The organism is Micrococcus sp. HG099 (genome assembly GCF_024723355.1).
GTDB lineage: Bacteria > Actinomycetota > Actinomycetes > Actinomycetales > Micrococcaceae > Micrococcus > Micrococcus endophyticus.
The window spans coordinates 12,362-37,522 of the sequence record NZ_JANQCJ010000002.1; the positions used below are offsets into that span (position 1 = coordinate 12,362).

General features: G+C 71.7%; 20 protein-coding genes and 1 tRNA gene. 16 read left to right on the plus strand and 5 right to left on the minus strand.

The window, feature by feature from the left end:
* Positions 1–68: 68 nt before the first annotated feature.
* The 5 genes from NWP10_RS00370 (at position 69) to lepB (ending at position 5,099) form a co-directional block, all read left to right on the plus strand.
* Positions 69–1,562 (plus strand): sugar transferase, encoded by a 1,494-nt coding sequence (locus NWP10_RS00370; protein WP_258299466.1) that lies wholly within the window; start codon positions 69–71, stop codon positions 1,560–1,562.
* A 66-nt stretch (positions 1,563–1,628) separates the two neighbouring features.
* Positions 1,629–1,703, plus strand: a tRNA-Gln gene (locus NWP10_RS00375).
* 49 nt (positions 1,704–1,752) lie between these two features.
* Entirely contained in the window at positions 1,753–3,246 is a 1,494-nt protein-coding gene (gene glmU, locus NWP10_RS00380; RefSeq protein WP_258299467.1) for a bifunctional UDP-N-acetylglucosamine diphosphorylase/glucosamine-1-phosphate N-acetyltransferase GlmU, read from the plus strand.
* A 117-nt stretch (positions 3,247–3,363) separates the two neighbouring features.
* Complete coding sequence (locus NWP10_RS00385; RefSeq protein ID WP_158492200.1) at positions 3,364–4,344, plus strand: ribose-phosphate diphosphokinase; 981 nt, start codon at positions 3,364–3,366, stop codon at positions 4,342–4,344.
* A gap of 2 nt (positions 4,345–4,346) precedes the next feature.
* Positions 4,347–5,099 carry a signal peptidase I gene (gene lepB, locus NWP10_RS00390; protein WP_258299468.1) on the plus strand — a complete coding sequence of 251 codons (753 nt, stop codon included), beginning with the start codon at positions 4,347–4,349 and terminating at the stop codon, positions 5,097–5,099.
* Positions 5,100–5,127: 28 nt separating this feature from the next.
* Here lepB and NWP10_RS00395 read toward each other — a convergent pair whose 3' ends face one another.
* On the minus strand, positions 5,128–6,291 hold the full coding sequence (locus NWP10_RS00395; RefSeq protein ID WP_258299469.1) for a hypothetical protein: 1,164 nt from the start codon (positions 6,289–6,291) through the stop codon (positions 5,128–5,130).
* A gap of 177 nt (positions 6,292–6,468) precedes the next feature.
* Between NWP10_RS00395 and NWP10_RS00400 the strand changes: the two genes are divergently transcribed.
* From NWP10_RS00400 to NWP10_RS00440, 9 genes are read left to right on the plus strand one after another with little or no spacing between them, the layout of a single operon-like run.
* Positions 6,469–7,392 (plus strand): glycosyltransferase family 2 protein, encoded by a 924-nt coding sequence (locus tag NWP10_RS00400; protein ID WP_158495068.1) that lies wholly within the window; start codon positions 6,469–6,471, stop codon positions 7,390–7,392.
* On the plus strand, positions 7,389–8,447 hold the full coding sequence (locus tag NWP10_RS00405; protein ID WP_258299470.1) for a glycosyltransferase: 1,059 nt from the start codon (positions 7,389–7,391) through the stop codon (positions 8,445–8,447). Before NWP10_RS00400 ends, NWP10_RS00405 begins: the two co-directional genes overlap by 4 nt.
* Complete coding sequence (locus NWP10_RS00410) at positions 8,444–9,649, plus strand: RNA-binding protein (RefSeq protein WP_258299471.1); 1,206 nt, start codon at positions 8,444–8,446, stop codon at positions 9,647–9,649. The genes NWP10_RS00405 and NWP10_RS00410 overlap by 4 nt, the downstream gene beginning before the upstream one ends.
* Entirely contained in the window at positions 9,646–10,419 is a 774-nt protein-coding gene (locus tag NWP10_RS00415) for a cytidylyltransferase domain-containing protein (RefSeq protein ID WP_258299472.1), read from the plus strand. Before NWP10_RS00410 ends, NWP10_RS00415 begins: the two co-directional genes overlap by 4 nt.
* Positions 10,416–12,659, plus strand: coding sequence for an N-acetylneuraminate synthase family protein (locus NWP10_RS00420; RefSeq protein ID WP_258299473.1), 2,244 nt, complete (start codon positions 10,416–10,418; stop codon positions 12,657–12,659). Before NWP10_RS00415 ends, NWP10_RS00420 begins: the two co-directional genes overlap by 4 nt.
* The gene (locus NWP10_RS00425; RefSeq protein WP_258299474.1) at positions 12,650–13,807 is read left to right on the plus strand and encodes a glycosyltransferase; all 1,158 of its coding nucleotides are present in this window, start codon (positions 12,650–12,652) and stop codon (positions 13,805–13,807) included. The genes NWP10_RS00420 and NWP10_RS00425 overlap by 10 nt, the downstream gene beginning before the upstream one ends.
* Entirely contained in the window at positions 13,804–14,841 is a 1,038-nt protein-coding gene (locus tag NWP10_RS00430; RefSeq protein ID WP_258299475.1) for a glycosyltransferase, read from the plus strand. Before NWP10_RS00425 ends, NWP10_RS00430 begins: the two co-directional genes overlap by 4 nt.
* 16 nt (positions 14,842–14,857) lie before the next feature.
* On the plus strand, positions 14,858–15,820 hold the full coding sequence (locus tag NWP10_RS00435; protein ID WP_258299476.1) for a glycosyltransferase family 2 protein: 963 nt from the start codon (positions 14,858–14,860) through the stop codon (positions 15,818–15,820).
* 10 nt (positions 15,821–15,830) lie between these two features.
* Positions 15,831–16,952, plus strand: a complete 1,122-nt coding sequence (locus NWP10_RS00440; RefSeq protein ID WP_258299477.1) for a glycosyltransferase — start codon at positions 15,831–15,833, stop codon at positions 16,950–16,952.
* A 4-nt stretch (positions 16,953–16,956) separates the two neighbouring features.
* On the opposite strand, the gene rfbA is transcribed toward NWP10_RS00440, so the two are convergent.
* From rfbA to NWP10_RS00455, 3 genes are read right to left on the minus strand one after another with little or no spacing between them, the layout of a single operon-like run.
* A complete protein-coding gene (gene rfbA, locus NWP10_RS00445) occupies positions 16,957–17,826 on the minus strand; it encodes a glucose-1-phosphate thymidylyltransferase RfbA (RefSeq protein WP_258299478.1) in 870 nt (289 codons plus the stop codon).
* Positions 17,823–18,710: a glycosyltransferase family 2 protein gene (locus tag NWP10_RS00450; protein WP_258299479.1), complete on the minus strand. Its 888-nt coding sequence runs from the start codon at positions 18,708–18,710 to the stop codon at positions 17,823–17,825. Before NWP10_RS00450 ends, rfbA begins: the two co-directional genes overlap by 4 nt.
* Positions 18,707–21,013 (minus strand): glycosyltransferase, encoded by a 2,307-nt coding sequence (locus tag NWP10_RS00455; protein WP_258299480.1) that lies wholly within the window; start codon positions 21,011–21,013, stop codon positions 18,707–18,709. The genes NWP10_RS00450 and NWP10_RS00455 overlap by 4 nt, the downstream gene beginning before the upstream one ends.
* Positions 21,014–21,171: 158 nt before the next feature.
* Here NWP10_RS00455 and NWP10_RS00460 point away from each other — a divergent pair, with 158 nt between their 5' ends.
* Positions 21,172–22,221, plus strand: coding sequence for a glycosyltransferase family 4 protein (locus NWP10_RS00460; RefSeq protein WP_258299481.1), 1,050 nt, complete (start codon positions 21,172–21,174; stop codon positions 22,219–22,221).
* A gap of 46 nt (positions 22,222–22,267) precedes the next feature.
* Here NWP10_RS00460 and NWP10_RS00465 read toward each other — a convergent pair whose 3' ends face one another.
* Positions 22,268–23,098, minus strand: a complete 831-nt coding sequence (locus tag NWP10_RS00465; RefSeq protein WP_258299497.1) for an alpha-1,2-fucosyltransferase — start codon at positions 23,096–23,098, stop codon at positions 22,268–22,270.
* 1,028 nt (positions 23,099–24,126) lie between these two features.
* Between NWP10_RS00465 and rfbB the strand changes: the two genes are divergently transcribed.
* Positions 24,127–25,122, plus strand: coding sequence for a dTDP-glucose 4,6-dehydratase (gene rfbB / locus NWP10_RS00470; RefSeq protein ID WP_258299482.1), 996 nt, complete (start codon positions 24,127–24,129; stop codon positions 25,120–25,122).
* Positions 25,123–25,161: the final 39 nt, after the last annotated feature.

Here is a 25,161-nt window from a genome sequence, read left to right on the forward strand (position 1 = left end):
GACTGGTAAGTCCGGTCGGCGCGGTCGGAGGAGGGCTGGCCGTCTGGATCAGGAGCGAGGTGCGCCGCGTGCCCAGGAGCCACACCGACCTGCCGGTCACTCCGGCGCTGGGGTCCACGCCGCGCGGGCTCGTCCTCGGGCGGCCGTGGGAGCGGGGCCTTCCGCTGCTCGTGCTCCTCACGGACATCGCGGCCGTCCTCGGTGCGACGTTCCTCTCCGCCGAGCTGCGCTTCGGCGGCGCCCGCATCACCACCCTGCCCGGCGTGGACGTCGTGGACTACGGGATGATCAGCATCGTCCTCAGCGCCGCATGGGTCGTCACCCTCGGCATCCACGGCTCCCGGGACATCCGCATCCTCGGCGTCGGCGCCGAGGAGTACAAGCGGGTAATGCAGGGCACCCTCTACCTGTTCGGCACGGTGGCCATCCTGGCCTTCGTGATCGGGGCGGAGGTCGCCCGTGGCTACGTCGGCCTGGCCCTCCCGCTGGGTCTGGTCCTCCTTCTGCTCGGCCGGTTCCTCACCCGCGGCTGGGTGGCCCGCCGTCGCGCCCGCGGCCTGTTCCGCCGCAGGCTCCTGCTCGTGGGCGGGCCGAAAGCCGTGCAGCACATCTTCCAGGCGCTCGACTCCGAGGCCGGCGCCGGCTACGCCCCCGTCGCGGCCGCGCTGCCCGGGTACCGGGCGCGCGAGGAGGACTTCCTGCCGATCCCCGTCACCACGGACGTGGCCACCGTGGAGGAGCTCGTGGCCCACGTGGAGCACCGGGACATCGAGGCCGTCGTCATCACCTCCGGCCACACCCTCGTCCCCGCAGACGTCCGCCGGCTCGGCTGGGAGCTGCAGGAGCGCGAAATCTCCCTCATCATGGCGCCGGCCCTCGTGGACGTGGCCGGGCCCCGCCTGCACACGCAGCCGCTGGCCGGCCTGCCGCTCATCCACCTCTCCACCCCCCGTCTCTCCGAGGGCAAGGCGTTCGCCAAGCGGGCGTTCGACGTCATCGCGTCGGGTCTGGGTCTGATCGCCATCTCGCCGCTATTGATCGCCGTCGCGATCGCGGTCAAGGCCACAGACCACGGCCCGGTGCTGTTCCGGCAGGAGCGCATCGGCCTCGGTGGCAAGCCCTTCACCATGCTGAAGTTCCGCTCCATGGTGGTGAACGCGGAGGAGATCAAGCAGCGGCTGGTCTCGGACGGCGGGGACGCGGACGTGCTGTTCAAGATGAAGGACGACCCGCGCATCACGAAGGTCGGCAAATTCATCCGCCGCACCAGCATCGACGAGCTGCCCCAGCTCGTGAACGTGCTGCGGGGGGACATGTCCCTCGTGGGCCCGCGTCCGCACCTGCCGCACGAGGTCGAGGCCTACGAGCAGCACGTGCACCGCCGCTTCCTCGTCCAGCCGGGCATCACCGGGCTGTGGCAGGTCTCCGGCCGCTCGGACCTCTCCTGGGAGGAGGCCGTCCGCCTGGACCTCTACTACGTGGAGAACTGGTCCATCCTCGGCGACCTCGTGATCCTCGGCCGCACCGTCAAGGCCGTGACGGCCGCCGACGGCGCCTACTGACCCCGGGCCCGCCGCGGGCCGTGTGGAAGAATGGGCCGTCGTCGCCGCCCCCTTCGGGCCCGGCGCTCCGCCCTGGTGTAATGGCAGCACGCCGGCCTTTGGAGCCGTGCAGTCTAGGTTCGAATCCTAGGGGCGGAACCACGCCCCGTCCCCACCCCTCGAACCCCGTCCCCCAGGTGCAGGAGCCCCCATGTCCCAGCCGTCCGCCCGTCCCTCCGCCGTGATCGTGCTGGCCGCGGGCCAGGGCACGCGCATGAAGTCGACGACGCCGAAGATCATGCACCCCATCGGCGGGCGCTCCCTCGTGGGCCACGCCCTCGCGGCCGCCCACTCGCTGGCGCCGGAGCACCTGGTGGCCGTGGTCCGCCACGAGCGGGACCGCGTGGCGGAGCACATCGAGTCCGTGGCCGAGGGCCTGGGCATCGCCTCCCTGGCGATCGCGGACCAGGACGAGGTGCCCGGCACCGGCCGCGCGGTGGAGCTGGGCCTGGCCGCCCTGCCCGAGGACCTCGAGGGCACCGTGGTGGTCACCTACGGCGACGTCCCGCTGCTCACCCCCGAGACCCTCGAGCGTCTGGTGGCCGCCCACGAGGCGGACGGCAACGCCGTCACCGTCCTCACCGCCGCCCTCGAGGACGCCACCGGCTACGGCCGCATCGTCCGCGACGGCGAGGGCCTCGTGGAGCGCATCATGGAGCACAAGGACGCCCTGGCCCACGCCGAGTCCACCGGGGACTCCTCCTTCGTGGAGATCCGCGAGGTCAACTCCGGCATCTACGCCTTCGACGCCGCCCTGCTGCGCCGCACCCTGCCGGCGATCTCCACGGACAACGTGCAGGGCGAGAAGTACCTCACGGACGTGCTGGGCATGGCCCGCGCCGAGGGCGGCCGCGTGGCCTCCGTGGGCACGGACGACGTGTGGGAGGTGGAGGGCGCCAACGACCGCCGCCAGCTCTCCGACCTCGGCCGCCGCCTCAACGACCGCGTCCTGCGCCACTGGATGAAGGAGGGCGTGACGGTCGTCGACCCCGCCTCCACCTGGGTGGACGTCACCGTCACCCTGGCCTCGGACGTCACCCTCAAGCCCGGCACCCAGCTGCACGGCGCCACGCAGGTGGCCACCGGCGCCGTCGTCGGCCCGGACACCACGCTCACGGACACCCGCGTCGGCGAGCGCGCCGTGGTGAAGCGCACGGACGCCACCGAGGCCGTGATCGGCGCGGACGCCGCCGTGGGCCCCTTCACCTACCTGCGCCCGGGCACCGTGCTCGGCGAGGAGGGCAAGATCGGGGCGTTCTACGAGACCAAGAAGGTCACCATCGGCCGCGGCGCCAAGCTCTCCCACCTCGGCTACGCCGGGGACGCGGAGATCGGCGAGTACACCAACATCGGCTGCGGCAACATCACCGCCAACTACGACGGCGAGAAGAAGCACCGCACGGTGATCGGGGCACACGTGCGCACCGGCTCCAACACGGTGTTCACCGCCCCGGTGACCGTGGGCGACGGCGCCTACACCGGCGCCGGCGCCGTGGTGCGCGAGGACGTCCCCGCCGGTGCCCTGGCGCTGAACGCCGTGAGCCAGCGCACCATCGAGGGCTGGGTGCCGGCCAAGCGGCCCGGCACCTCGTCGGCGCAGGCGGCCCAGGCCGCCGACGCCCAGGGAGACGCCCCGCAGGGCTGACCCCGCGCGCCCTAGGATGGGTGCGAAGACCGGGCCCCGCGAGGCGGCCCGCCGGAGGCCGGCCGCCAGCCGGAGCCGGGCACGGACCGTGAGACCACCGAGGATGAAGAGGACGTCATGACGGAGCTGAGCCGCAGCGAGGACAAGCGACTGGTGCTGGCCACGGGCCGGGCCCACCCGGAGCTCGCGCAGGAGATCGCCGAGGAGCTGGGCACGGAGCTGCTGCCCATGAGCGCGTACGACTTCGCCAACGGCGAGATCTACGTGCGCTCGGGCGAGTCGGTGCGCGGCAAGGACGTCTTCATCATCCAGTCCCACCCGGCGCCGCTGAACAACCACCTCATGGAGCAGCTGATCATGGTGGACTCCATGAAGCGCGCCTCCGCCCGCCGTATCACCGTGGTCTCCCCGTTCTACCCGTACGCCCGCCAGGACAAGAAGGGCCGCGGCCGCGAGCCGATCTCGGCCCGCCTGGTGGCGGACCTCTACAAGACCGCCGGCGCCTCCCGCGTGATGAGCGTGGACCTGCACACCGCGCAGATCCAGGGCTTCTTCGACGGCCCCGTGGACCACCTCTTCGCCATCCCGCTGCTCGCCGACTACATCCGCACCCGGGTGGAGGGCGAGGAGGTCACCGTGGTCTCCCCGGACACCGGCCGCGTGCGCGTGGCGGAGCAGTGGGCGGACCGCCTCGGCGGCGTGCCGCTGGGCTTCGTGCACAAGAGCCGCGACCTCACCGTCCCGAACAAGGCCGAGTCCAAGACCGTGGTCGGGGATGTCGAGGGGCGCGTCTGCGTGCTGATCGACGACATGATCGACACGGGCGGCACGATCGCCGGCGCCGTGCAGATCCTCAAGGAGGCCGGCGCGAAGGACGTCATCATCGCCGCCACGCACGCGGTGTTCTCGGAGCCGGCCGCCCAGCGTCTCGGCGAGTGCGGTGCCCGTGAGGTCGTGGTGACCAACACCCTGCCCATCCCGGAGGAGAAGCGCTTCGAGACCCTCACGGTGCTCTCGATCGCCCCTCTGATCGCCCGCGCGATCCGCGAGGTCTTCGAGGATGGCTCGGTCACCAGCCTGTTCGACGGCGACGCCTGAGCATGGCCGAGCGCGTCGAGCCCGTTCGCGGGGAGGACGGCGACGACGGGTCCGTCGCCGCCCCGGAGCGTCGGCGGTCCCGCCTGCCGGGCTGGGCCTCCGTGCTGCTGAACGTGGTGGTGGCGATCGCCGTCGTCGCCGTGGTGCAGGCCCTGTGGGTGAAGGTCTACTCGGTCCCCTCCGGCTCCATGGAGCAGACCCTCGAGGTGGGGGACCGGATGCTCGTCAACCGGACCGCGTACCCCGACGGCATGGCCGAGGACCAGGACGTGGTGGTGTTCAACGCGAACGAGGACTGGGCGCAGCCCCTGCCGCCGGAGGGGCCCGTGGAGAACGCGGTGCGGACCTTCGGCGACATCACCGGCATCGGCCGCTCGCATGACCAGGCCCTGGTCAAGCGCGTCCTCGGCACCGAGGGGCAGACCGTGGAGTGCTGCACCTCCGAGGGCCGCGTGACCGTGGACGGGCAGCCCCTCGACGAGCCCTACCTCCACAACGACCTGCCGTTCGCCCCCGGCCGGCTGGACTGCGAGTCGGACGTCATGTCCGCGCGCTGCTTCGGCCCGGTCACCGTGCCGGAGGACTCGATGCTCGTGCTGGGCGACCACCGCTCCAACTCCGCCGACTCCGTGATCGGATGCCGCGGCCTCCCCGCCGAGCAGGCGGAGGGCTGCGCCCGCTTCGTCACCCGGGAGGACGTGGTGGGCGAGGTGTTCGTGACCATCTGGCCGCCGAGCAACTGGGGCGGCCACTGAGCCGGGACCCTGACGGGTCCAGGGTGCGTCAGGATCGCAGGGCGTCGGCCTCCGGGCCGGCGCCCTGCGGCGTCGTGACCAGGAGCCCGGCCGACTCCAGGGCCGCCACGGCCTCGGCCACGCGCTCGGCCGCGTCCGCCGGGACGGGACCGTCCTCTGCGAGTCGGGCCACGATCCGCTCCGGCGTGAGCGGCGACTCCAGGGCGAACCACACGGCGGGGCCGATGCCCTCCAGGACGGTGAGCGTGGTCCCGGCCAGCAACACGAGGCGCCCGTCCGTGGCCAGGATCCCGTCCGCCACCGCGGCGCGGCGCACTGCGCCCGGCTCGGCCGCACCCTCGGAGGCTGCAAGCTCCGCGGCGTCGAGGGGCTCCCACGCGGGGTCCACGGGCTGGGGCGCCGCGGCGAGCAGGCCGTCGATCACCGGGCGCAGGTCGTCCGCCTCCGCGTAGACGAGCCGCTGGGCGCCGCCGAGCGCGTCCAGCAGGGAGCAGAGCGCCACGAGCCCGCGCGGCAGCAGCGAGAGCGAGGACGTCTGCGGGACCAGGTGCTGCAGCGCCGTCACCACGTCCATCGGCTCGGCGCGGGCCGGCACCGGGGCGGCGGCCTCCCGGACCCGGTCCAGCACGGCGATCCGGGCGAGCACGGCGTTCGCACGGGTGGGGCCGAGGCCGAGCTCGTCGGGCCCCCGCTGCGTCTTGGGCCGCGATCCGCCCGGCTCGAGCACGGACAGCGGCTTGGGGTACGGCGTGACGGACCGGTCCGCCGGGTCGACGATCGCGGTCTCGTCCGTGAGATAGGCGTAGTGGGGGCCGAGCCGGCGGGTCGCCGTCGTCTTGCCGGTGCCGGAGGCCGCGGCCAGGGCGATCGCCGCCCCCGTGTCCGGGGCGGCCAGGCAGGCGGCGTGGAACATCAGGTGCGTCCCGCGGCCCGCGCCGATGGCGCGGGAGGTGGCCAGGAACACCAGGTCCTCGTGCCACTGCAGCCAGGACCGCGCGGCCTCGGTCTCGCGGCGGGCGTCGACGTCCTCGGTCAGCTCGACCGTCTCCACGCCACAGCGGGACCAGGAGCGCAGCACCTCGTCCCGCTCCTCGCCGGTCAGCCCGCTCACCGTGACGGCGTCGAGGCCCGCGCCGATGCGCAGGGCCTCGCGGACGGGGGCGGCGGAGGGGTCCGGCGGGGCGGCGGGCATGGCTCTCCTGACGGGGCGGGCGGGTCTTCCCGCAGTGTACTGAGCACCGCGCCGACGGCCACGGCCACGGGGGCCACCCCACCGGCCGGCACGGGTCCTCGCAAGACCCTCCCTATACTTGACACAGGTTCTCGGGCGCTGGGCGCGCCCTCCATCCGAGATGAGGGAGCAACCCACATGGCAGCGCAGTCGACCGCGGCGGCCGTCACGGTGGTGATCCCGCACTACGGCGATCCGGCCCCCACCCTCGCCCTCGTCGACCGCCTGCTGGCCGATCCCGGGGACGCGCTGGCCGCCGTCGTGGTCTCGGACGACGCCTCGCCCACCCCGTACCCCGAGGCGCACGATCCGCGCCTGACCGTGGTGCGCCGCGAGCGCAACGGCGGCTTCGGGGCGAACGTCAACACCGGGCTCTCCGAGGTGGACACCGACCTCGCGCTGGTCCTGAACTCGGACGCCCTGATCACGGGGGAGCAGATCGACGCCCTGGTGGCCGCGGCCGCCCCCTTCCAGCCGGCGGTGGTCAGCCCGCAGGTGGTCAACGAGGACGGCTCCCCGCAGTGGTCCGGGCGGCACTTCCCCACGGTGCTGCACCAGGGCGTGGAGTGGCTCACCCCGCTGGCCCGCTTCCGCCATCTGCCCCTGCTCCACGAGGCCGTGGGGCACGACGTCGCAGCGGCCCGGTCCGCCGCGCCCGTGGCCGTGGACTGGGTGATGGGCGCCGTCATGCTCCTGCCGATGGCGCAGGTGCGCGCCGTGGGCGGCTTCGACGAGGAGTACTTCATGAACTCCGAGGAGGTGGACCTGCAGCGCCGGCTGCGGGACCGCGGGGTGGCCTCGATCGTGGTGCCGTCCGTGCGGGTGGAGCACGGGATGCACGGCTCCTCGGATCCGCTGCGCCGCCGCGGCTGGCTGGTGGACTCCCGCTTCCGCTACGCCCGCAAATTCGGCCGCCCGCGCGCCCTCAAGGCCGTGCTCACCGCGGCCACCGGGGTGAACTACGCGGTGAACCGGGTGCGCCAGGCCCGCGGCACGGACGTGGACGCCGCCGCCGTGCTGCGGGACGAGCACGCCCTGATCTGGAAGGGGACTCGGCGATGAGCGGCACGGGCTACACCGTCCCCGCGCGGGGCGCCCGCGGCACCGGTCGGGCGGAGCGTCTGTTCCTGGTGTCCCCGGCGTTCCACGGGTACCACCGGTCGATCGCCCGGGCCTGGGCCGCGCAGGGCTTCGACGTCACGGTCCACTGCTACGACGCCTACGCCACCGTGCCCATGAAGCTACGGAACAAGGCGCTGCTGGAGCTGCCGCAGAAGGCGGGCGTGGACCGCACGGCCGCGCGCGTGGCCTGGGACACCGAGCGCGCCGTGGCCGCCCTGCGGGCCGCACGGCCGGACCGCGTGCTGGTGATCAAGGGCGACTCGCTCGGTGAGGCGTTCTGGTCCGAGGTGGTGGAGGCGGGTCTGCCCCGCTTGCTGTGGCTCTACGACGACCTCTCCCGGCACGACTACTCGCCGGAGTTCCTGCGGGCGATCGGGCCCGTGCTCAGCTACGCCCGCTCGGAGGCCGAGCAGCTCGCGGGGGAGGGCGTGGACGCCCACTACCTGCCCAACGGCTTCGACCCGGACATGGCCCTGCCGTCTTTGCCCCGGCGGGACGAGCTGGTGTTCGTGGGCTCCCGCTACCCCAACCGGGTGGAGCTGCTCACCACGCTCGCCGAGGCTGGTGTCCCGGTGCGCGCCTACGGCCGCCAGTGGAGCCACCACCCCGTGGACCGGCTGCGCACCTGGGAGGTGACCCGGCCCGCCCTGCCCGCCGAGCGGGACATCCCCCTCGAGGAGGCCTACGCAGTGCAGGCCGCGGCCGCCGGCGCCATCAACATCCACGGTCTGCAGGCGGGCCACGCCATGCGCACCTTCGAGGTCCCGGGCATGGGCGGGCTGCAGCTGGTGGACCGCGCCGACGTGGCGGAGTTCTACGAGCCGGGCGAGGAGGTGCTGGTGTTCGAGGACCCCGAGCACCTCGTGGAGCTCGGCCGCCGCGTGGTGGCCGAGCCGTCCTGGGGCGAGCGCATCCGGGAGGCCGGCCGGAGCCGGTCCCACGCCGAGCACACCTTCGCGCACCGCGCCGCCCTGGCCCAGGAGTGGTGGACATGAGCGGGGTGGACGTGAGCGTGGCGGGCAGCGGCGACGTCCCCCTGTTCTGGCGCCCCGAGGACCTGCCCGCCTGGCAGCGGTGGCAGCGCGCCCAGTGGCCCGCGTCGCGTCGCCTCGCGGACACGGCCCGTCGCCTGGCCCGGGCCGGCCGGGGTGCGCTCGCGCCCGGCCGCGGCGCCGCACCGGCCCCCGAGTCCGGGCTGCGCCTGGTGCTGCCCGCCGGGGACGTCCACACGCTCGTGGGCGTCGAGTCCGCCGGTCCGACGCAGCGGGCCGCCCTGGTCGAGCCGGTCCGGGCCCTCGCCACGGGCCGCGCCGGGCAGGCCGCCGACGACGCCGCGCGGACCGCGGCCGGGGTCGGCTGGGTGGTCCCGGCCAACGTCGTGGAGGCCCTGGTGCCGGACCTCCCGGGCTCCGACGCCCTCTCTGTCCACGCGGTGGACGAGGTCCTGGTGGCCGAGCGACTGGGCGGCCTGCGCCGCGTCCTCGTGGCGGGGGAGTACCTGCCCGCCGGCCGCGCCGCCGTGCGCTGGGCCCGGGAGCGCGGCGCCCGCGTGGGCGTCGTGCAGCACGGCCTGCTCGCCGTCTCCACCCCGCCGGTGCCTCGGGATGCTGCGCTGTACGCCTTCACGGACCACGACGCGCACTGGTGGACTCAGGGCCGCACGGACGTGCAGGCCGTCGCGGTGGGCTCCGCGCTGCTCGAGGCGGCCCGCCGCACGGCGTCCCACGCCATCGCGGACGCCGTGCCCCGCGCTGCCGGGCCGGGCGTGTTCCTGGGCCAGCTGCACGGCGCCGAGCTGCCGCGGGCCGACTTCGCCCGCGCGGCGCAGGAGTACGTCCGCGCCACGGGGGCGGCCTATCGGCCCCACCCGGCCGAGCGGGACCGGCTCTCCCTGGCCCAGCACGAGGCCTGGCGGAAGGCGGGCCTGCGGATCGATGCCACGGCGGGACCGTTGGCGAGCACCGCCGGGCCCGTGGCCGCCGTCTTCTCCACCGGGATCCTCGAGGCCGCGCAGGCCGGCAGACCCGCGTGGGCCGTCCACCCAGACCCGCCCGCGTGGCTGGAGGGCTTCTGGGATCGCTACGGCATGAGCCGGTGGCGGCCCGGCCACACCCCGGAGCCCACCCCGCCCCTGGCCTCGCCGAGCGCGGACCCCGCGGCCGCGATCGCCGAACACGTCTGGAAGGAGTCCGCGTGAGCATCCTGTGCGTCATCCCCGTGCGCGGCGGGTCCCGGGGGCTGCCCGGCAAGAACATCCGCCTCCTGGGCGGCCACCCGCTCGTGGCCTGGACCATCCAGGCCGCCCTCGAGGCGGAGGAGGACCTGCACGTGGTGGTCTCCACGGACTCGGCCGAGATCGCCGAGGTCGCCCTCCGCTACGGCGCGGACGTCCCGGGCCTGCGCCCGGCCCACCTGGCGCAGGACTCGACCCCCACCGAGCCGGTGATCGAGCACGTGCTCGCGGCCGAGCGCGCGGCCGGCGTCGAGCCCGAGGGCGTCATGCTCCTGCAGGCCACCAGCCCCCTGCGCCTGCCCGGCACCCTGGACCGCGCCATCGCGCAGTTCCGGGAGACGGGCGTGGACTCGCTCGTCGGCGTCGTCCCGGCGTCCCCGTTCCTGTGGCGCCACGCCGAGGCCCCCGACGGGGAGCCGATCCCGGACTTCGACGTAGCCGGCCGCAAGCGCCGCCAGGACATGGACCGCACGGACCTGCGGTTCCGCGAGAACGGCTCGCTGTACCTGACCCGCCCGTGGGTGTACGACGAACTGCACAACCGCCTGGGCGGGCGGATCGGGATGTTCGAGCTCGACGACCTCGAGGGCGTGGACATCGACACCGAGCTGGACTTCGCCCTCGCCGAGCAGCAGATGGACCAGTACCTGGCGGTGCACAAGGTCCTCCAGCGGGTGCCGGACCGGACTCAGCTCCACGGCACCTCCACCACCACCCTGGGAGACGCCCTGTGATCACCGAACGCCACCTCACCCCCTACCTCGTCTTCCCGGAGGACTCCCTCCTCGTGGCCCTGCAGAAGATGACGGACAACCGCGAGCGGATCGTCTTCGTGGTGGACTCGCACGGCTTCCTGGCCGGCTCGCTCACGGACGGCGACTTCCGCCGGTGGCTTCTGGCCAATCCGGGAGCCTCCCTGGAGGTGGCCGCCGTCGAGGCCGCCAACCGGACGCCCGCCACCGGCCCCGTGGGCGCGTCCCCCGCCGAAGTGCTCGCCGCCCTGCCCGCCGGCGCCCTGCACCTGCCCCTGCTGGACGAGCGAGGCCGACTCGCCGCCCTGGCCATCAACCGGGAGTCCGAGCTGCGCATCGGCGAGCACCGGATCGGCCCCGGCCGCCCGGCCTTCCTGATCGCGGAGATCGGCAACAACCACCAGGGCGATGTGGACCTGGCCCGCCGGCTCGTGGACCTGGCCGTCGAGGCGGGCGCGGACGCCGTGAAGTTCCAGCTGCGGGACATGGACGCCCTGTACCGGCAGTCCGGTGCGGCCACCGCCGGCGAGGACCTGGGCGCGCAGCGCACCCTGGACGAGCTGGCCAAGTTCTCGCTCTCCGCCGAGGACATGGTGCGGGTGTTCGACCACGTCCGGGACGCCGGCGTCGCCCTGATGTGCACCCCGTGGGACGCCCCGTCCATGCGGGTGCTGCGCGAGTACCCGGTGGACGGCGTGAAGATCGCCTCGGCGGACCTGACGAACCACGGGCTGCTGCGGGACGCGGCCGCCTCCGGCCTGCCGATGGTGCTCTCCACCGGCATGTCCCGGGAGGAGGAGATCCGCGAGTCGGTGGCCCTCGTGCGCTCCTTCGGCGTCCCCTTCGCGATGCTGCACGCCCAGTCCACCTACCCTGCCCCCTACAAGGATGTGAACCTGGCCTACCTGGACCGGTTGGCGGAGATCGCGCAGACGCCGGTGGGCTACTCGGGCCACGAGCGCGGCTTCCACGTGGCCCTGGCCGCGGTGGCCCGCGGGGCCTCGATCATCGAGAAGCACTTCACCGTGGACCGCGGGCTCGAGGGCAACGACCACAAGGTCTCCCTCCTGCCGGAGGAGTTCGCGCAGATGGTCCGGCAGACGCGGGACATCGAGGAGTCGATCGGCGTCGGGACCGAGCGCGTGGTCTCCACGGGCGAGGCGATGAACCGCATCAACCTGGCCAAGTCCCTGGTGGTGGCCCGTCCGCTGCAGGCCGGCGCCACGATCACCGAGGCGGACGTGACCGTGAAGTCCCCGGGCCGCGGCCTGCAGCCCAATGAGCTGCCGCGCCTGGTCGGCCGCACGCTGCACCGCGACATGGCCGAGGGCGACTTCTTCTTCGCCGGCGACCTCACGGACACGGTGCCCACCGGGCGCCAGTTCGAGTTCCGGCGCCCCTGGGGTCTGCCGGTGCGCTATCACGACGTCGCGGCGCTGACGAAGGACTGCACCCCGGACTTCCTGGAGTTCCACTTCTCCTACAAGGACCTCGAGATCGACATCGACTCGGTGTTCAGCGAGCCCATGCCGATGGGCTTCACCACCCACCTGCCGGACATCTTCTCCGGCGACTTCCTCGTGGACCTGGCCAGCGACGACGACGCCGTGTGGGAGCGCTCCATCGCCGAAGTGCAGCGCACGATCGACATCACCCGGGACCTGAAGCGCTGGTTCCCGAACGAGGAGGAGCCCATCATGGTCATCACCATGGGCGGCTTCACCCTGGATCGGCACATCGCCCCGGCCGAGCGCCAGGCCAAGTACGACCGCATCGCCGAGGCCGTGAAGCGTCTGGACACCTCCGGCATCCGGATCGCCGCGCAGACGCTGCCGCCGTTTCCGTGGCTGATGGGCGGTCAGCAGTACCACAACCTGTTCATGGACCCGGACGACACCGTGGCGTTCGTGGAGGCCACGGGGGTGCCCCTGTGCCTGGACATCTCCCACTCCAAGCTCTCGGCCACGTTCCTGGGGATCCCTTTCTCGGAGATGGTGGAGAAGCTGGCCCCGCACACCATCCACCTGCACCTCGTGGACGCCACCGGTGTGGACGGGGAGGGACCGCAGATCGGCGAGGGCGACGTCGACTGGCCCGTGCTGTGCGAGCAGCTGGACCGCCTGGCCCCCGGGGTGAGCTTCATCCCGGAGATCTGGCAGGGCCACATCAACAACGGCGAGGGCTTCTGGACGGCCCTGGACCGCCTGGAGCAGTGGCTGTGATCCCCGAGGCCGCGACGACCACCCCGGCCCCGCTGACGCTCTGGGTGGTGCCGGTCGCCGACCTCGGCGGTGTGGCCCGGCACGTCCTCGACGTCGCGCGCGTGGGCCTGCCCGGCCTGCGTCTGGCGGTGCTCTGCCCCGAGGGACCGCTCGCCGAGCGCCTGCGCGAACAGGGCGCGGCGGTGCTCACCGGCGCCTTCGGTCCCGACGCCGGCCTGGCGGCCTCGGTGCGCACCCTGCGGCGCGCGGTGCGCACCCTGCGGCGCGCGGTGCGCACCCTGCGCCCGGCCGCGGTCCACACGCACCTGGCCTACGCCGACCTCGCGGCGTTCACCGCGCTCGGCCCGGGGCGGGCCCGGCGGAGGGCCGGTGCGCCGGCGCTGCTCAGCACCGAGCACGGGATCGCCCCGGACGATGGGCTGTACAACCGCGCCGCGGCGGCCCGGGTGAAGAACGCCGCGCACCGCGCCCGGCTGCGCGGCACGGACCTCGTGATCGCGGTGGCGCAGTCCACCGCGGATGTGCTCCGGCGCAAGTGGGGCACGGGGGCGCCTATCACCGTGGTGCGCAACGGGGTGGATGTGTCCGCGGTGCGGGCCGCAGCCGCGGGGCAGCGGCGCACACCGGGGGAGGGGCTGCGGATCCTCTCCCTGTCTCGGCTGGCGCCCGAGAAGAACCTCGACCGGCTGATCGCCGCGCTGCCCGCCCTGCTGGAGCGGGACCCCGGGACGCGGTTGACGCTGGCCGGCGCTGGCCCCCTGGAGGGGGAGCTGCGCGCCCAGGCCGAGGCGCTCGGTGTCGCGGATGCGGTGGACCTGCCCGGCTTCGTGGAACCGTGGGGGGCCATGGCCGAGCACGACGTGCTGGTGCAGCTCTCCGCGTGGGAGAACCTCAGCTACACCTTGCTCGACGCCGCGGCTGCGGGCCTGCCCGCCGTCGCCACGGACGTGGGCGGCAACGGGGAGATCCTGCCGCCCGAGCGCCTGGTCCACGAGACCACTCCGGCGGCCATCGCCGACGCCGTCATGTGTGCCGCGGTCGAGGGTCCGGGCGAGGTGCGCGTGGGCGATGTGGAGACCATGGCCCGGGCGACCGCCGAGGCGACCCTCGAGGTGCTCGGGCGCCGGGTGGGGAAGACCTCGGGATGACCGGTCGCATCTGGATCCTGGCGAATCAGGGCGAGGTGGGTGGCGGCGAGGTGATGCTGCACCATCTCGCCACGGCGTTGCGCGAGCTGGGGCGGGACGTGGGCGTCGTGGCTCCGGCCCACCCGGCCGAGACCGCCGATCGCCTGGCCGCGGACGGCTTCGACGTGGTCCGCGTGGGTGGGCCCGGACGACTGGGGTATATGCGCGCTCTCCGGGCCTGGGACCGCGGCCGCGGCGACGCCGACGTCGCCTGGTGCAACGGGCTGCTGCCGGCCACGGCGCTGGCCGGCCGGCCGCGCCGGATCGTGCACCTGCACCAGGTGCCCGAGAAGCCGCTTCTGCGCGTGTTCTCCGCCCTGGCGCGTCCCGGCGCACTCGCGGTCCTCGCGCCGTCCCGATTCGCGGCGGACCGCATCCGCGGGGCCCGCGTGCTCCACGACTGGGTCCCGGGTCCGACGACGCCGCAGGCAGGGCGGGCCCGCGATGCCGATGAGCCGGTGACCGTGGGCTTCCTCGGCCGGCTGTCCGAAGACAAGGGCATCGTGACCCTGCTCGAGGCCGTCGCGCTGCTGCGGAAGACCGACCCGGGTGCTTTCAAGTTCCGCGTCGCGGGGGAGAGCCGGTTCGTGGCGGAGGACGAGGCCGAGCGGCTTGCCACCGCCCTGAAGGCGGCCGGTGAGGACGTCCAGGTGCTCGGCTGGCAGGACACCGCCGAGTTCCTGGCTTCCGTGGACGTGCTGGCCGTGCCGTCGCAGTGGGCCGAGGTCTTCGGCCTGGTGACGGCCGAGGCGATGGCCGCGGGCGTTCCGGTGGTGGCCTCCGATGCGGGGGCCGTTCCCGAGGTGGTCGGCAGCGAACACCCCTTCGTTTTCCCGCAGCGGGACGCTGCCGCGCTCGCGGACTGCCTGCAGGCCGTGCGCGCGGGCGATCTGGACGCGGTGGCCCACTCCCAGCAGCGCCGCTGGGCGTCGCTGTTCTCACCCGAGGCCGGCCGCGCCGCCGTCGCCGAGCTCCTGGACGACCTGTCCCTATGACACCTGCGGAGGACTCATGACCGAGACGCCCCTGACCCCCGAGGCCAGCGTGATCGTGCCCAGCCGGGGCGGCGCTCAGCGGTTGCCGCGCCTGATCGGCGCCCTCGCCGCGCAGGAGGACGCCCCGTCATTCGAGGTCCACGTGGTCGTGGACGGGGACGTGGACGGGTCGGAAGCGGTGCTCGCGCAGTTGGCCGCCGAATGCCCGGGCCTGGACCTGAGCTGGACCGTCTTCGGCGAGAACCGCGGACGGGTCGCCGCGCTCAATGCCGGCGCCGACGCGACGTCCGGCCGCATCCTCATCCGCGCCGACGACGACCTGGAGCCCGGGCCGTACTACATCCGGGACCACGTGTCCGCGCACTCGGGCGGGCCTGGCGGAGCGATCGGACTTTACTTGAACGTCCTGGAGCCCACCCCGTATCAGCGCGCCTACGGTGACGCCCAGGACGTCCTGCACCGCGAGCACGCGTATGCGCTGCCGGCGGATCAGCAGTGGCGGCACTGGGCGGGCAACGTGTCCGTCCCCCGTGCCCTGCACGAGCAGATCGGCGGCTACGACCCGGACTACCGCCAGTACGGGTGGGAGGACATCGACTACGGCTACCGGCTGTACGCGGCAGGCTATCCGGTGGTGATCCGTCCCGAGCTGGAGACGCGGCACCACGCTGCCGCCGTGACCACCCACTCGAAGGCGGTGCGGGCCTTGCACGGCACGGCCGCGCGGAACCTGTTCGTGGGCAAGCACGGGGCGGCACCGCTCGGCACCATCGGTGCTCCGCGAGGCGTGTGGGGTGCCGCCGTACGCCTGGTGGCGTGGGGCACCACCGAAGCCACGCTCACGCGCTCCAGTGCGTTGATCGACGCCGTCGCGGACTACCTGCCCCGGGGGCTCGCCCGTCGACTCATCGCCCTCCAGGTGGAGGGTGCGGCCGAGGCCGGACGGGCCCACCCCCACCGTGCGCAACGGGCCATCTGAGGGGAGCACGATGTCGGAACAGACTCCCGCAACGATCGCCATCGCCCACGACTACCTCACCCAGAAGGGCGGGGCGGAGCGGGTGGTGCTCGCCCTGCACCGGATGTGGCCGGACGCGCCCATCTACACGACGTTCTACGACCCCGAGGGCACGTTCCCCGAGTTCAAGGACGCGCGCATCATCACCTCACCCCTGAACCGGGTGGGGCTGCTGCGGAAAGACCCGCGGCGGGCCCTGCCGCTTCTGCCGCTGGCGTCCTCACTGCTGCACGTGAAGGAGCCGGTCGCCGTCGTCTCGACGTCCGGCTGGGCGCACGGCTTCCGCTACGACGGCGCCACACTGGTCTACTGCCACACCCCGGCGCGCTGGGTCTACCTGCTGGACGACTACCTGGGCGAGGGCGGCCGGAACAGCATCAAGGGCCGGATCGCCCGCGCGCTGCGCCCGGGCCTGCAGATGTGGGACCGCGCGGCCGTCCGGCGTCGATCACGCTATGTGGCCAACTCCACGGTGGTGAAGGAGCGGATCGAAGACGTCTACGGGCTCGACGGCGTGGACCTGGTGTTCCCGCCGCACTCCGTGAGCACGGATGGCCCGCATGAGCCGATCCCCGGTGCCGAGCGGCTGGCGGAGGACGGTTTCCTGCTGTCGGTCGCGCGGCTCATGCCGTACAAGCATGTGGACGTGGCGATCGAGGCAGCGGCCCGCGCGGGGTGGCCGCTCGTGGTGATCGGCAAGGGCCCGGAGGAGGCCCGGCTGCGGGCGATGGCGGGGGAGGACGTGGTGTTCGGCCAGGACCTCACCGACGCGCAGCTGCGCTGGGCGTACGCGCACGCGACGGCACTTATCGCCGCGAGCCACGAGGATTTCGGCATCACGCCGCTCGAGGCGAGCGCGTGGGGCGTGCCCACCGTGGCACTGCGGGCCGGCGGTTACCTGGACACCATCGTGGACGGCGTCAACGGGGTATTCGTGGACGAGGCGACGGTGGAGGCGGTGGCCGAGGGGGTGGAGTGTCTGCTGGCGCATGCCTGGGACCGGGCGGCGATGCAGGCGCACGCGGAGCGGTTCTCCGAGGAGGAGTTCGGGCGGCAGATCCGTTCGTTGGTCGCGGAGTTGCCCGACGACTGAGGTCTCAATGGCGCGAGGCGAGCAGCTCCAGCAGGTACCGCCCGTACCCCGACTTCACGAGCGGCTCGGCGCGCTCGCGCAGCTCGTCGTCGGTGAGCAGTCCTTGACGCCAGGCGACCTCCTCGGGCGAGCCGACCTTGAGGCCCTGACGGGACTCGATAGTGCGGATGAAGTTGGACGCGTCGTTCAGGTCGTGGAAGGTGCCGGTGTCCAGCCATGCGGTGCCGCGGGGGAGCACCTCAACGTTGAGTTTGTCGCGTTCCAGATAGGTGCGGTTCACGTCGGTGATCTCGAGTTCACCGCGTGCCGACGGCTTGAGGCTCTTCGCTATCTCGACGACGTCGTTGTCGTAGAAGTAGAGGCCTGGCACTGCGAAGTTGGACTTCGGCTGGGCAGGCTTCTCCTCGAGGGAGACCGCCTTGCCGTGCTCGTTGAACTCCACCACGCCATAGGCCGAGGGGTCCTTGACCCAGTAGCCGAACACGGTGGCTCCGTCGACCCGGGTATGACGGCGCAGCTGCTGGCCCATGCCGGGGCCGTAGAAGATGTTGTCCCCCAGGACGAGCGCGACATGCTCGTCGCCGATGTGGTCTTCCCCAAGGATGAACGCCTGCGCGAGGCCGTCCGGGGAGGGCTGCTGAACGTAGTTGAGCGAGATCCCAAACTGGGAGCCGTCGCCCAGGAGCCGCTGGAACTGCTCGGCGTCGTGCGGGGTGGTGATGACCAGGATGTCGCTGATGCCCGCCAAAATCAGTGTGGACAGCGGGTAGTAGATCATCGGCTTGTCGTAGACCGGCACGAGCTGCTTCGAGATGCCATGGGTGATGGGGTGCAACCGAGAGCCGGTGCCGCCAGCGAGGATGATGCCCTTCATTCGTCGGATTCTAGCCGTGGGATCACCGGCGGCGGAGGCGTCCCCCACAGGCGGTAGCGCAGGTGCCCCTCGAGCAGCCCGACGTTCCAGCCCCAGCCCGAGGCCTGCTCTGTGGTGGCGGTCCCGAGGAGCACGCGCAGCCCCGAGGGCACGTTGCGCAGAAGATTCCGCACGGCCCCGCGCAGACTCACCCCGTGGGGGTCGACCGTCTCCGGGTGGCGAGTCCATAGCTGGATCGCAGTGCGGGCGTAGGAGCGCCGCTGCCGGACGGCGGTGCGCGCGTCGGGCCGCTGGACGTAGTCGATGCGGGCTGAGGGCACGAACACAGTTGGCCAGCCAGCCGTGTCGGCACGCCAGGCCAGGTCAGTTTCATCGTGCCCGCCTGCGAAGGACTCGTCGAATCCGCCGACCGCCCACAGGACGTCGCGATGCAGGCCCATCGACGCGCCCAGCGGGTATGCTGGCCCGCCAAAAATCTCGTGCAGACCCAGGTCCGGGCCGAGGCGGCGGCCGGTCGCGTCGACCGGGGTCGCCGCGCCACCGGCCACGCCGCCGTTGGCCAGGGCCGCGCGCAGCGCGTCGACCCAGCCGGGGTGGACCGCGTCGTCGGCGTCGCAAAAGAGGATCACGTCGTGGCGCGAGGTGGCGGCGCCCGTGTTGCGGGCGTGGTTCGCCCCGGCCCGTTCCTCTGCCGAGACGACGCGCACACGTCCGTCCTGGGCCGCCGCGGCGTCGAGCACGGCCCGTGTGGCGTCGGTGGAGCGGTTGTCCACTAGGACTAGCTCGTCGTCCGGCCGCAGCTGGGTCAGCACAGCACAGATCTGGCGGCTGACTGTGGCGGCGGCGTTGTGGCAGGGGATGACCACACTGACAGCTTTGCTCATCCGTAGACCTCCTCGAGGCGGGCGCGGAAGCGCTGTTCTCCGTATTCCTCGGCCACGGCATGGGCCGTGCGGCGAGCATGGTCATTGGCGGCGTCAGGATCTCGGAGCACCCGGGTGACGGACGCCGCGAAGGCCCGGGGGTCATCGGCCACGAACGCGGCGTCGGCGGGGTGGATGCCCTCGTTTCCCACGGTGGTCGTCACCGTGGGCACTCCGCGGATGAGTGCCTCCACCACCTTGAATTTCACGCCAGCGCCGTAGCGCAAGGGCACGATGACGGCGGCTGCCTCCCGATACACGGGCTCCAGATCGTCCACGAAGCCGAGCACCTCCACGTCGTGAGAGGTCAACTCCTCGACCACGTGGTCACGCAGACCGCCGCCAGCCACGGCCACGCGGACATCCGGCCGGGCCGCGCGGACCTCGGGGAGGATCTCGGTCACGAACCAGTGCATCGCATCCTCGTTCTCCCATCGCGCCATGAAGCCGACGAACAGCAATAGTGGAGTGGACGACACTGAATCTCGCGCCGGCCGCAGGTCACCCGTGATGGCGGGAGGGACCACATGGACCCGGGCGCCCCGGCGCGCGGCCGGGAGCAGCGCGGCGTCCTTGTCACTGAGCACGACGATGTCGTCGGCCGCACGCAGCAGAGCCCGTTCCAAGGCCCGCGCCGCCAGCCGGCGCGTCTCCCACACCGCCTTGCGGGTCGGGCCTTTCTGGAGGTCACGCTGTCGTTCGAAACGCTGGGAGAGGACGTCGTGCAGGGTCACCACGGTGCGAGCACGCGGATTCAACCGACGCAGCGCGGGCAGGAGGAGCGCGTTCTCCTCCCACTGCAGGTCCACCACGTCGGCGTCGGCGATGACACCCCGAACCTCCCGCAGGTCGCGGGGCGAGAGGGCTGGGGAGAGACCGAGGGCACGCTCGAGCCGACCGAGCCGTCGGGGAGACCTGGTCACGAGCCGGTGGGGCGGGACGCCCCCGCGCTCCAGAGCCCGGCGGTTCGCTGGGCCGTCGCCCGTCAGGAGCGTGAGGTCGGCAGACTCCGAGAGGACGTCGACGACGTCGTGGACCAGGCGTTGGCCGGCCGACTCGTGGCGGTCAGCGGAGGGGAGGATCGGGGAGACCATGGCTACACGGCCCCTTCGCCCGCCTGCAATCGGTGCGACACCCTGGGGGGAAGCTCCGCCGACAGGATCGACGACCGCCGACTCGACTGCGGCGAGCACGCTGCGTCCCCAGGCCGTCCAATTCACACGCCGTGATGCGTCGTCGAGCGCCGCCCGCGAAGCGACGTTCACGGCGTCGCCGTCGACTTCACTGAGGACGTGGGCTGCCTGGGCGACCGCGCCTGAGGCGTCCACGAGCCAGCCGGTGACGCCGTCCTGGACGATGGTCTCCACCCCGCCCACGCGCGTGGCCAGCACCGGGAGGCCGGAGACCAGGGCATCGGTCATCACGACGCCGGCGGCGTTGGCAGAGGCCAGGTCCACGAGCACGTGGTGCTCCGCGTAAAGCTCTGCCAGGCGGCCCCGGGGGACGAACCCCTCGTGGCGGACCCAGGACGGCAGCCCGTCCGGGGCTCGGCCCACAACCGTTAGCTCCAGGGGACGGTGCGCACGCGCTCGGTCCACGGCGGCGATCACGTCGTCACCGCGCTTGCGCTCCCAGTCCGCGATCACCGCGATGACCTTGAGTGGGCCGTCCAGGTCGCGCACCATGGGTGCGGGCGGGGCTGGAGTGCCCGGGCCGAAGGGCGCGACGGAGACCCGGGCGGGCGGGACGCCTACGTCGTGGACGAGGCTTTTAGCAGCCCAGTCGGAGGCGACCACGTAATGAGACGTTACCGCCGCGCCGGCTCGCTCCACGGCGAGCCCCTGACGCTCATTCCGTGCGCCGAGCCCCGTAGCCAGGGGGTAGAAGCCTGTGATTGCGGGGAACGTCGCATCCGTGATCTGCACGAGCGGGAGGCCCTCGGGAAGTGCGAGGACGTCTGTCGACCCGGCGATGGCCACGAGCGCGTCCATCACCGGCCCCGTTCGCTCGGCCAGTCGCTCAGCCAGTGCCGAGCTGCGTCGCTGGGCGGTGGCCATCGTATGGGTCGGAAGGCTCCGACGCCCTCGCATGCCCCTCAGTCGGGTGCGCAGCCGTTCCGGCAAGGCATCGGAGACCCCGACAGCAGGAATGAATTCGACGTCCGCGAAGTCCCGCAGCGTCTCGACCATGGGCAGCACGACGCCGGACCATGCCGACGGGTCGGCCGTGTTCCACGGGCTGTACACCCCGATGCGCAGGGCCACAGTGGGACGCCTCCTCGGATGGCGGGACTCTCGACGACTCGAGTCTATGGTCTGAGGGGCACTGGCCCAGTGTCGGGCGCGTGTAGAGTCCGGATCCATCCAGGCCTCCTCTGCTCTTCCAGGACGTGGACTGGACCCGCGACTCGCGAAAGGATCCCGTGAATACGCGCTGCCTCGTCCTGACATCCGGCCGGGCCGCTGACGGCCCCTATGGCGTCGACCGGCTCGCCCAGTTCGGCTACGACCTTACGGAGGTCGAGCCGGCCTCGAACCGCATTCACCGCAAGCTGCGCGACGTCGTTGAGCACCGCTCAGGCCGGCCCATTGACAAGACGGCGCGGTCCGCGTGGATGGCGAGTCGGGCAGACCTCGTCCTGGCGTTCCTCGAGCGGGAGGCGCTTTCAGCCTCCTGGGCGAAGCGGAAGGGCATCCCTCCCTATGCCGGCCGGCCCCTCGTGATGATCGCCTGTTGGCTCGCAGACGAGATCCTGGCGATGACGGCCGCCCAACGGGACGCGGTCGTCCGGCGCTACAGCGGTGTTGACCTCACCCTCGTCCTTTCCCGCAATCAAGTGGGGATTCTGGTCGAGGCTGGGTTCGACCCCGCGCGTGTCGAGGCCGTCACCTTCGGCTATGACCCTGGACAGTTCCCGGTGTCCAATGATGCTCGTAGGTACGGGATCGTCTCCGTGGGGGCCGACCGCGGGAGGGACTTCGGCACCTTGATCGCCGCGATGAACGGCTCGGGGTTGTCTTTGGACCTGTACACCGGCGGAGGGCACGTCCAGCGCGAGACGCTGCCGCCCGAGGTGAAGTTCCACGGAAGGGTGCCGTACGCGGAATATCGGCAACTGATGGCGACGGCCTCGGTAGTGACGATCCCGACCCACGTCCAGGCCTATCCCACCGGTCAGACCGTGGCGCTTGAGGCTGCAGGAACCGGGGCCTGTCTCGTCCTCACCGACACCCCGGCCATGCGGGAGTACTTCACGGACGAGACAGCAGTGTTCGTCCAGCCCGGCGACGTCGAAGGCTGGCGTGATGCGCTGACCACACTGGATGCGGATCCGGTCAGACGCCGTCAGCTTGGCCGCAACGCCGCAGCGCTCGTCTCCGAGCGGTTCACTTACGACGAGATGTGGCGTCAGGTCGACGCGGCCATACGACGGCGGGGATGGGCGCGTCCCGGCGCGGGCGCCGCCGCCTAGGCACACGCCGGGGTGGGCGGGGGAGGCCACGTGCCTGCATCCGGGGTCACGGACCGGTGGGGCCCCACCCGCCAGGTATGTCATCGATCCGACGCCAGTGGTGGCGGAGCTGGGTGGCCATGCCTCCGTCCTGAGCACGCGAGAAGAACCAGGGCGCGGTCACCTCCCGACCAGGGTGGGCGACGTCGCCGATGTATCCGCCCCAATAGGAAAAAGTCGAATTCGGCAGGACCAATCGGCGCGCGTGGATCAGATGTCGAAGATCGTGAGCGACGTCGCCGTCCTGGTAGAGCGTCGTGGCGATCGGGTCGAGGACGCCAGAAAGGTGTTCGCGGCACCATGTCATGCCGTCCGAGATGACGATGATCCGATCGGGACGGCCACCATCGGCAACAGACGCCGCGACAGCGGCCCGGACGTACTCCCTCTGATTCATCCCGTACTCAGCGTTGTATTCGGGAACCGAGTAGTAGTCACCCCGACGGACGTTCACAACTATCGAGTCATCGATGCCGGGGACGTCTTCGGTGAGCGGGCTTCCATGGAGCAGTAGATCTTCGATGAACTGCGCGTCTGGCTCGGGATCGGTGAACTCATTGCGGGGCGCGTCCTGCTGGCCGGACCACGGCATGACCCGCTGATCCGTGAACCGCACCTCCTCGGGGGTGATGAACAATCCCTCGCGAAGGGCCGGGAACAGCCCGACCGTCTTCTCATGCTTTGGATGCAGGAGTACCCGACGCCCAGCGTCGCGATCGTCGTAGGCCCACTTGCCCATGTACAGCAGGTTGCCGAGATTCATCCAGTCGGGCACCCACGCGACGGGGCGTCCGTGACGGACCAGGCGCAAGACGGAGGACTTTGCGTGCCGGAGCATGTTCACAGTCCGAATGCTATCGAGCCGGCGTCCAAGTGACCTGCGAAACCCGCGTCGGCGGCTGGCATGTCTACCCGTGCACAGGCGCGTCCATCCAAGGCGGCCCATCAGACGAAAAACCTTCGGGCAACTTAGCTGTCGATGGCCCTTGCGGATGGCTGCTGCGACGCAACTTTTCAAGATGGCTTCGGCCAGGCAAACGTACCTCTGCGCGACGTGGTCCGCCGAATTCTCCTCCCTCATTGCGGCCCGGAGGTTCCTGGCAGGGTCATATTCAGTCCGAAGAACCCTGGCCACGTGCTGCGGTGTCGGCCACGTGCCGGCCACATGTCCTCCGCAGTCGGACCTCCGCAGTTAGGAGAGATTCTCTTCAGTCGCCATTCCATGGAAGCCCTTATGGTCAAAGCAGAGCACATTGCGTCCCCCGCCAGCGCCTCCACGGTGACCCGCGCGATGCCCACGACGATGTCTGCCCATTGGTACACCTGCTGGGGATCGGCCACTGCAGTCTTATTGCCGACGACGCGGAGTCCCAACCCTGCCAGCGTGCACGCTGCTTCGATGATCTCCCCGCGCTGTCACTGGCGATTGGACACGAATGCGACACGGCGCGGCAGTTCGGGCAGTGCCGTCTCAGAGACAGAGACGTAGGCATCTGCACCGAGAACGGGGATCTCCTCGTCAGGGATGACGCCGTGGCTCGTGAAGATCCGCTCTTCGATCCGTGCGTGCCGCAGAGCCTGCATGCTCGTCCAGTGGTTGATCAGCCCAATGTCGTACCTGGCGCCGGCGTCAAACGGCGCTATCGCGTTTTCAATGCCGTCGCCCGAGTAGACGTGTACCTCGTGGTCTCGTGAGAGGGGGGCGGTGCATCTGGCAGATCCAGGCTTGGGTACCGTCGGGGTAGGCCATGCCGCCGTTGGCGAGGAGGATGCGAAGGCGCATGGGTCGGGGCTTAAGCGAGCCGATTGCCCGCCGCCGGTCGCCCTGGACACCATATTGAACGGACCACTCAGTATCCTGTCATCATGCGCATCCTCGTCACCGGCGGCGCCGGGTTCATCGGCTCGAACTTCGTCCATCACGTCGTGCGCGAGACCGGGCACGACGTCGTCGTCCTGGACAAGCTGACCTACGCCGGCAATCGCGAGAACCTCGCCGGCCTGCCCGAGGACCGCGTCACTCTCGAGGTGGGGGACATCTGCGACGCGGCCCTGGTGGACCGCCTGGTCGCCGAGTCGGACGCCGTCGTGCACTACGCGGCGGAGTCCCACAACGACAATTCGCTGAACGATCCCTCCCCGTTCATCCAGACAAACATCGTCGGAACCTTCGTCCTCCTCGAAGCGGCCCGCAAGCACGGCAAGCGCTTCCACCACGTCTCCACGGACGAGGTCTACGGCGACCTCGAGCTGGACGATCCGGCGAAGTTCACCGAGACCACCCCGTACAACCCCTCCAGCCCCTACTCGGCCTCGAAGGCCGGCTCGGACCACCTGGTGCGCGCGTGGGTCCGCTCCTTCGGCGTGCAGGCCACGCTGAGCAACTGCTCCAACAACTACGGCCCGTACCAGCACATCGAGAAGTTCATCCCGCGCCAGATCACCAACCTGATCGACGGCGTCCGCCCCCGCCTCTACGGCCAGGGCGTCAACGTCCGGGACTGGATCTACACGGAGGACCACTCCTCGGCCGTGCTGCGCATCCTCGAACGCGGCGAGATCGGCCGCACCTACCTGATCGGCTCGGACGGCGAGAAGAACAACAAGGAGATCGTGGAGATCCTCCTCGAGCTCTTCGACCGCCCCGTGGACGACTTCGACCTCGTGGCCGACCGCCCCGGCCACGACCTGCGCTACGCGATCGACAACACCGCCCTGCGCACCGAGCTGGACTGGACGCCCCGGTTCACGGACATCCGCGCCGGCCTCGCCGAGACGGTGGCCTGGTACCGGGAGAACGAGTCCTGGTGGCGGCCGGCCAAGCAGGCCGTCGAGGCCAAGTACGCGGCCGCCGGCCAGTGATCCACCTCCAGTGACCCACCGCCAGTGACGGGAGCGCAC

Coding starts and splice junctions, on each gene's coding strand:
- glmU (WP_258299467.1), top strand. CDS start 1,753: ATGTCCCAGCCGTCCGCCCGTCCCTCCGCCGTGATCGTGCTGGCCGCG.
- NWP10_RS00385 (WP_158492200.1), top strand. CDS start 3,364: ATGACGGAGCTGAGCCGCAGCGAGGACAAGCGACTGGTGCTGGCCACG.
- lepB (WP_258299468.1), top strand. CDS start 4,347: ATGGCCGAGCGCGTCGAGCCCGTTCGCGGGGAGGACGGCGACGACGGG.
- NWP10_RS00395 (WP_258299469.1), bottom strand. CDS start 6,291: ATGCCCGCCGCCCCGCCGGACCCCTCCGCCGCCCCCGTCCGCGAGGCC.
- NWP10_RS00400 (WP_158495068.1), top strand. CDS start 6,469: ATGGCAGCGCAGTCGACCGCGGCGGCCGTCACGGTGGTGATCCCGCAC.
- NWP10_RS00405 (WP_258299470.1), top strand. CDS start 7,389: ATGAGCGGCACGGGCTACACCGTCCCCGCGCGGGGCGCCCGCGGCACC.
- NWP10_RS00410 (WP_258299471.1), top strand. CDS start 8,444: ATGAGCGGGGTGGACGTGAGCGTGGCGGGCAGCGGCGACGTCCCCCTG.
- NWP10_RS00430 (WP_258299475.1), top strand. CDS start 13,804: ATGACCGGTCGCATCTGGATCCTGGCGAATCAGGGCGAGGTGGGTGGC.
- NWP10_RS00435 (WP_258299476.1), top strand. CDS start 14,858: ATGACCGAGACGCCCCTGACCCCCGAGGCCAGCGTGATCGTGCCCAGC.
- NWP10_RS00440 (WP_258299477.1), top strand. CDS start 15,831: ATGTCGGAACAGACTCCCGCAACGATCGCCATCGCCCACGACTACCTC.
- rfbA (WP_258299478.1), bottom strand. CDS start 17,826: ATGAAGGGCATCATCCTCGCTGGCGGCACCGGCTCTCGGTTGCACCCC.
- NWP10_RS00450 (WP_258299479.1), bottom strand. CDS start 18,710: ATGAGCAAAGCTGTCAGTGTGGTCATCCCCTGCCACAACGCCGCCGCC.
- NWP10_RS00465 (WP_258299497.1), bottom strand. CDS start 23,098: ATGCTCCGGCACGCAAAGTCCTCCGTCTTGCGCCTGGTCCGTCACGGA.
- rfbB (WP_258299482.1), top strand. CDS start 24,127: ATGCGCATCCTCGTCACCGGCGGCGCCGGGTTCATCGGCTCGAACTTC.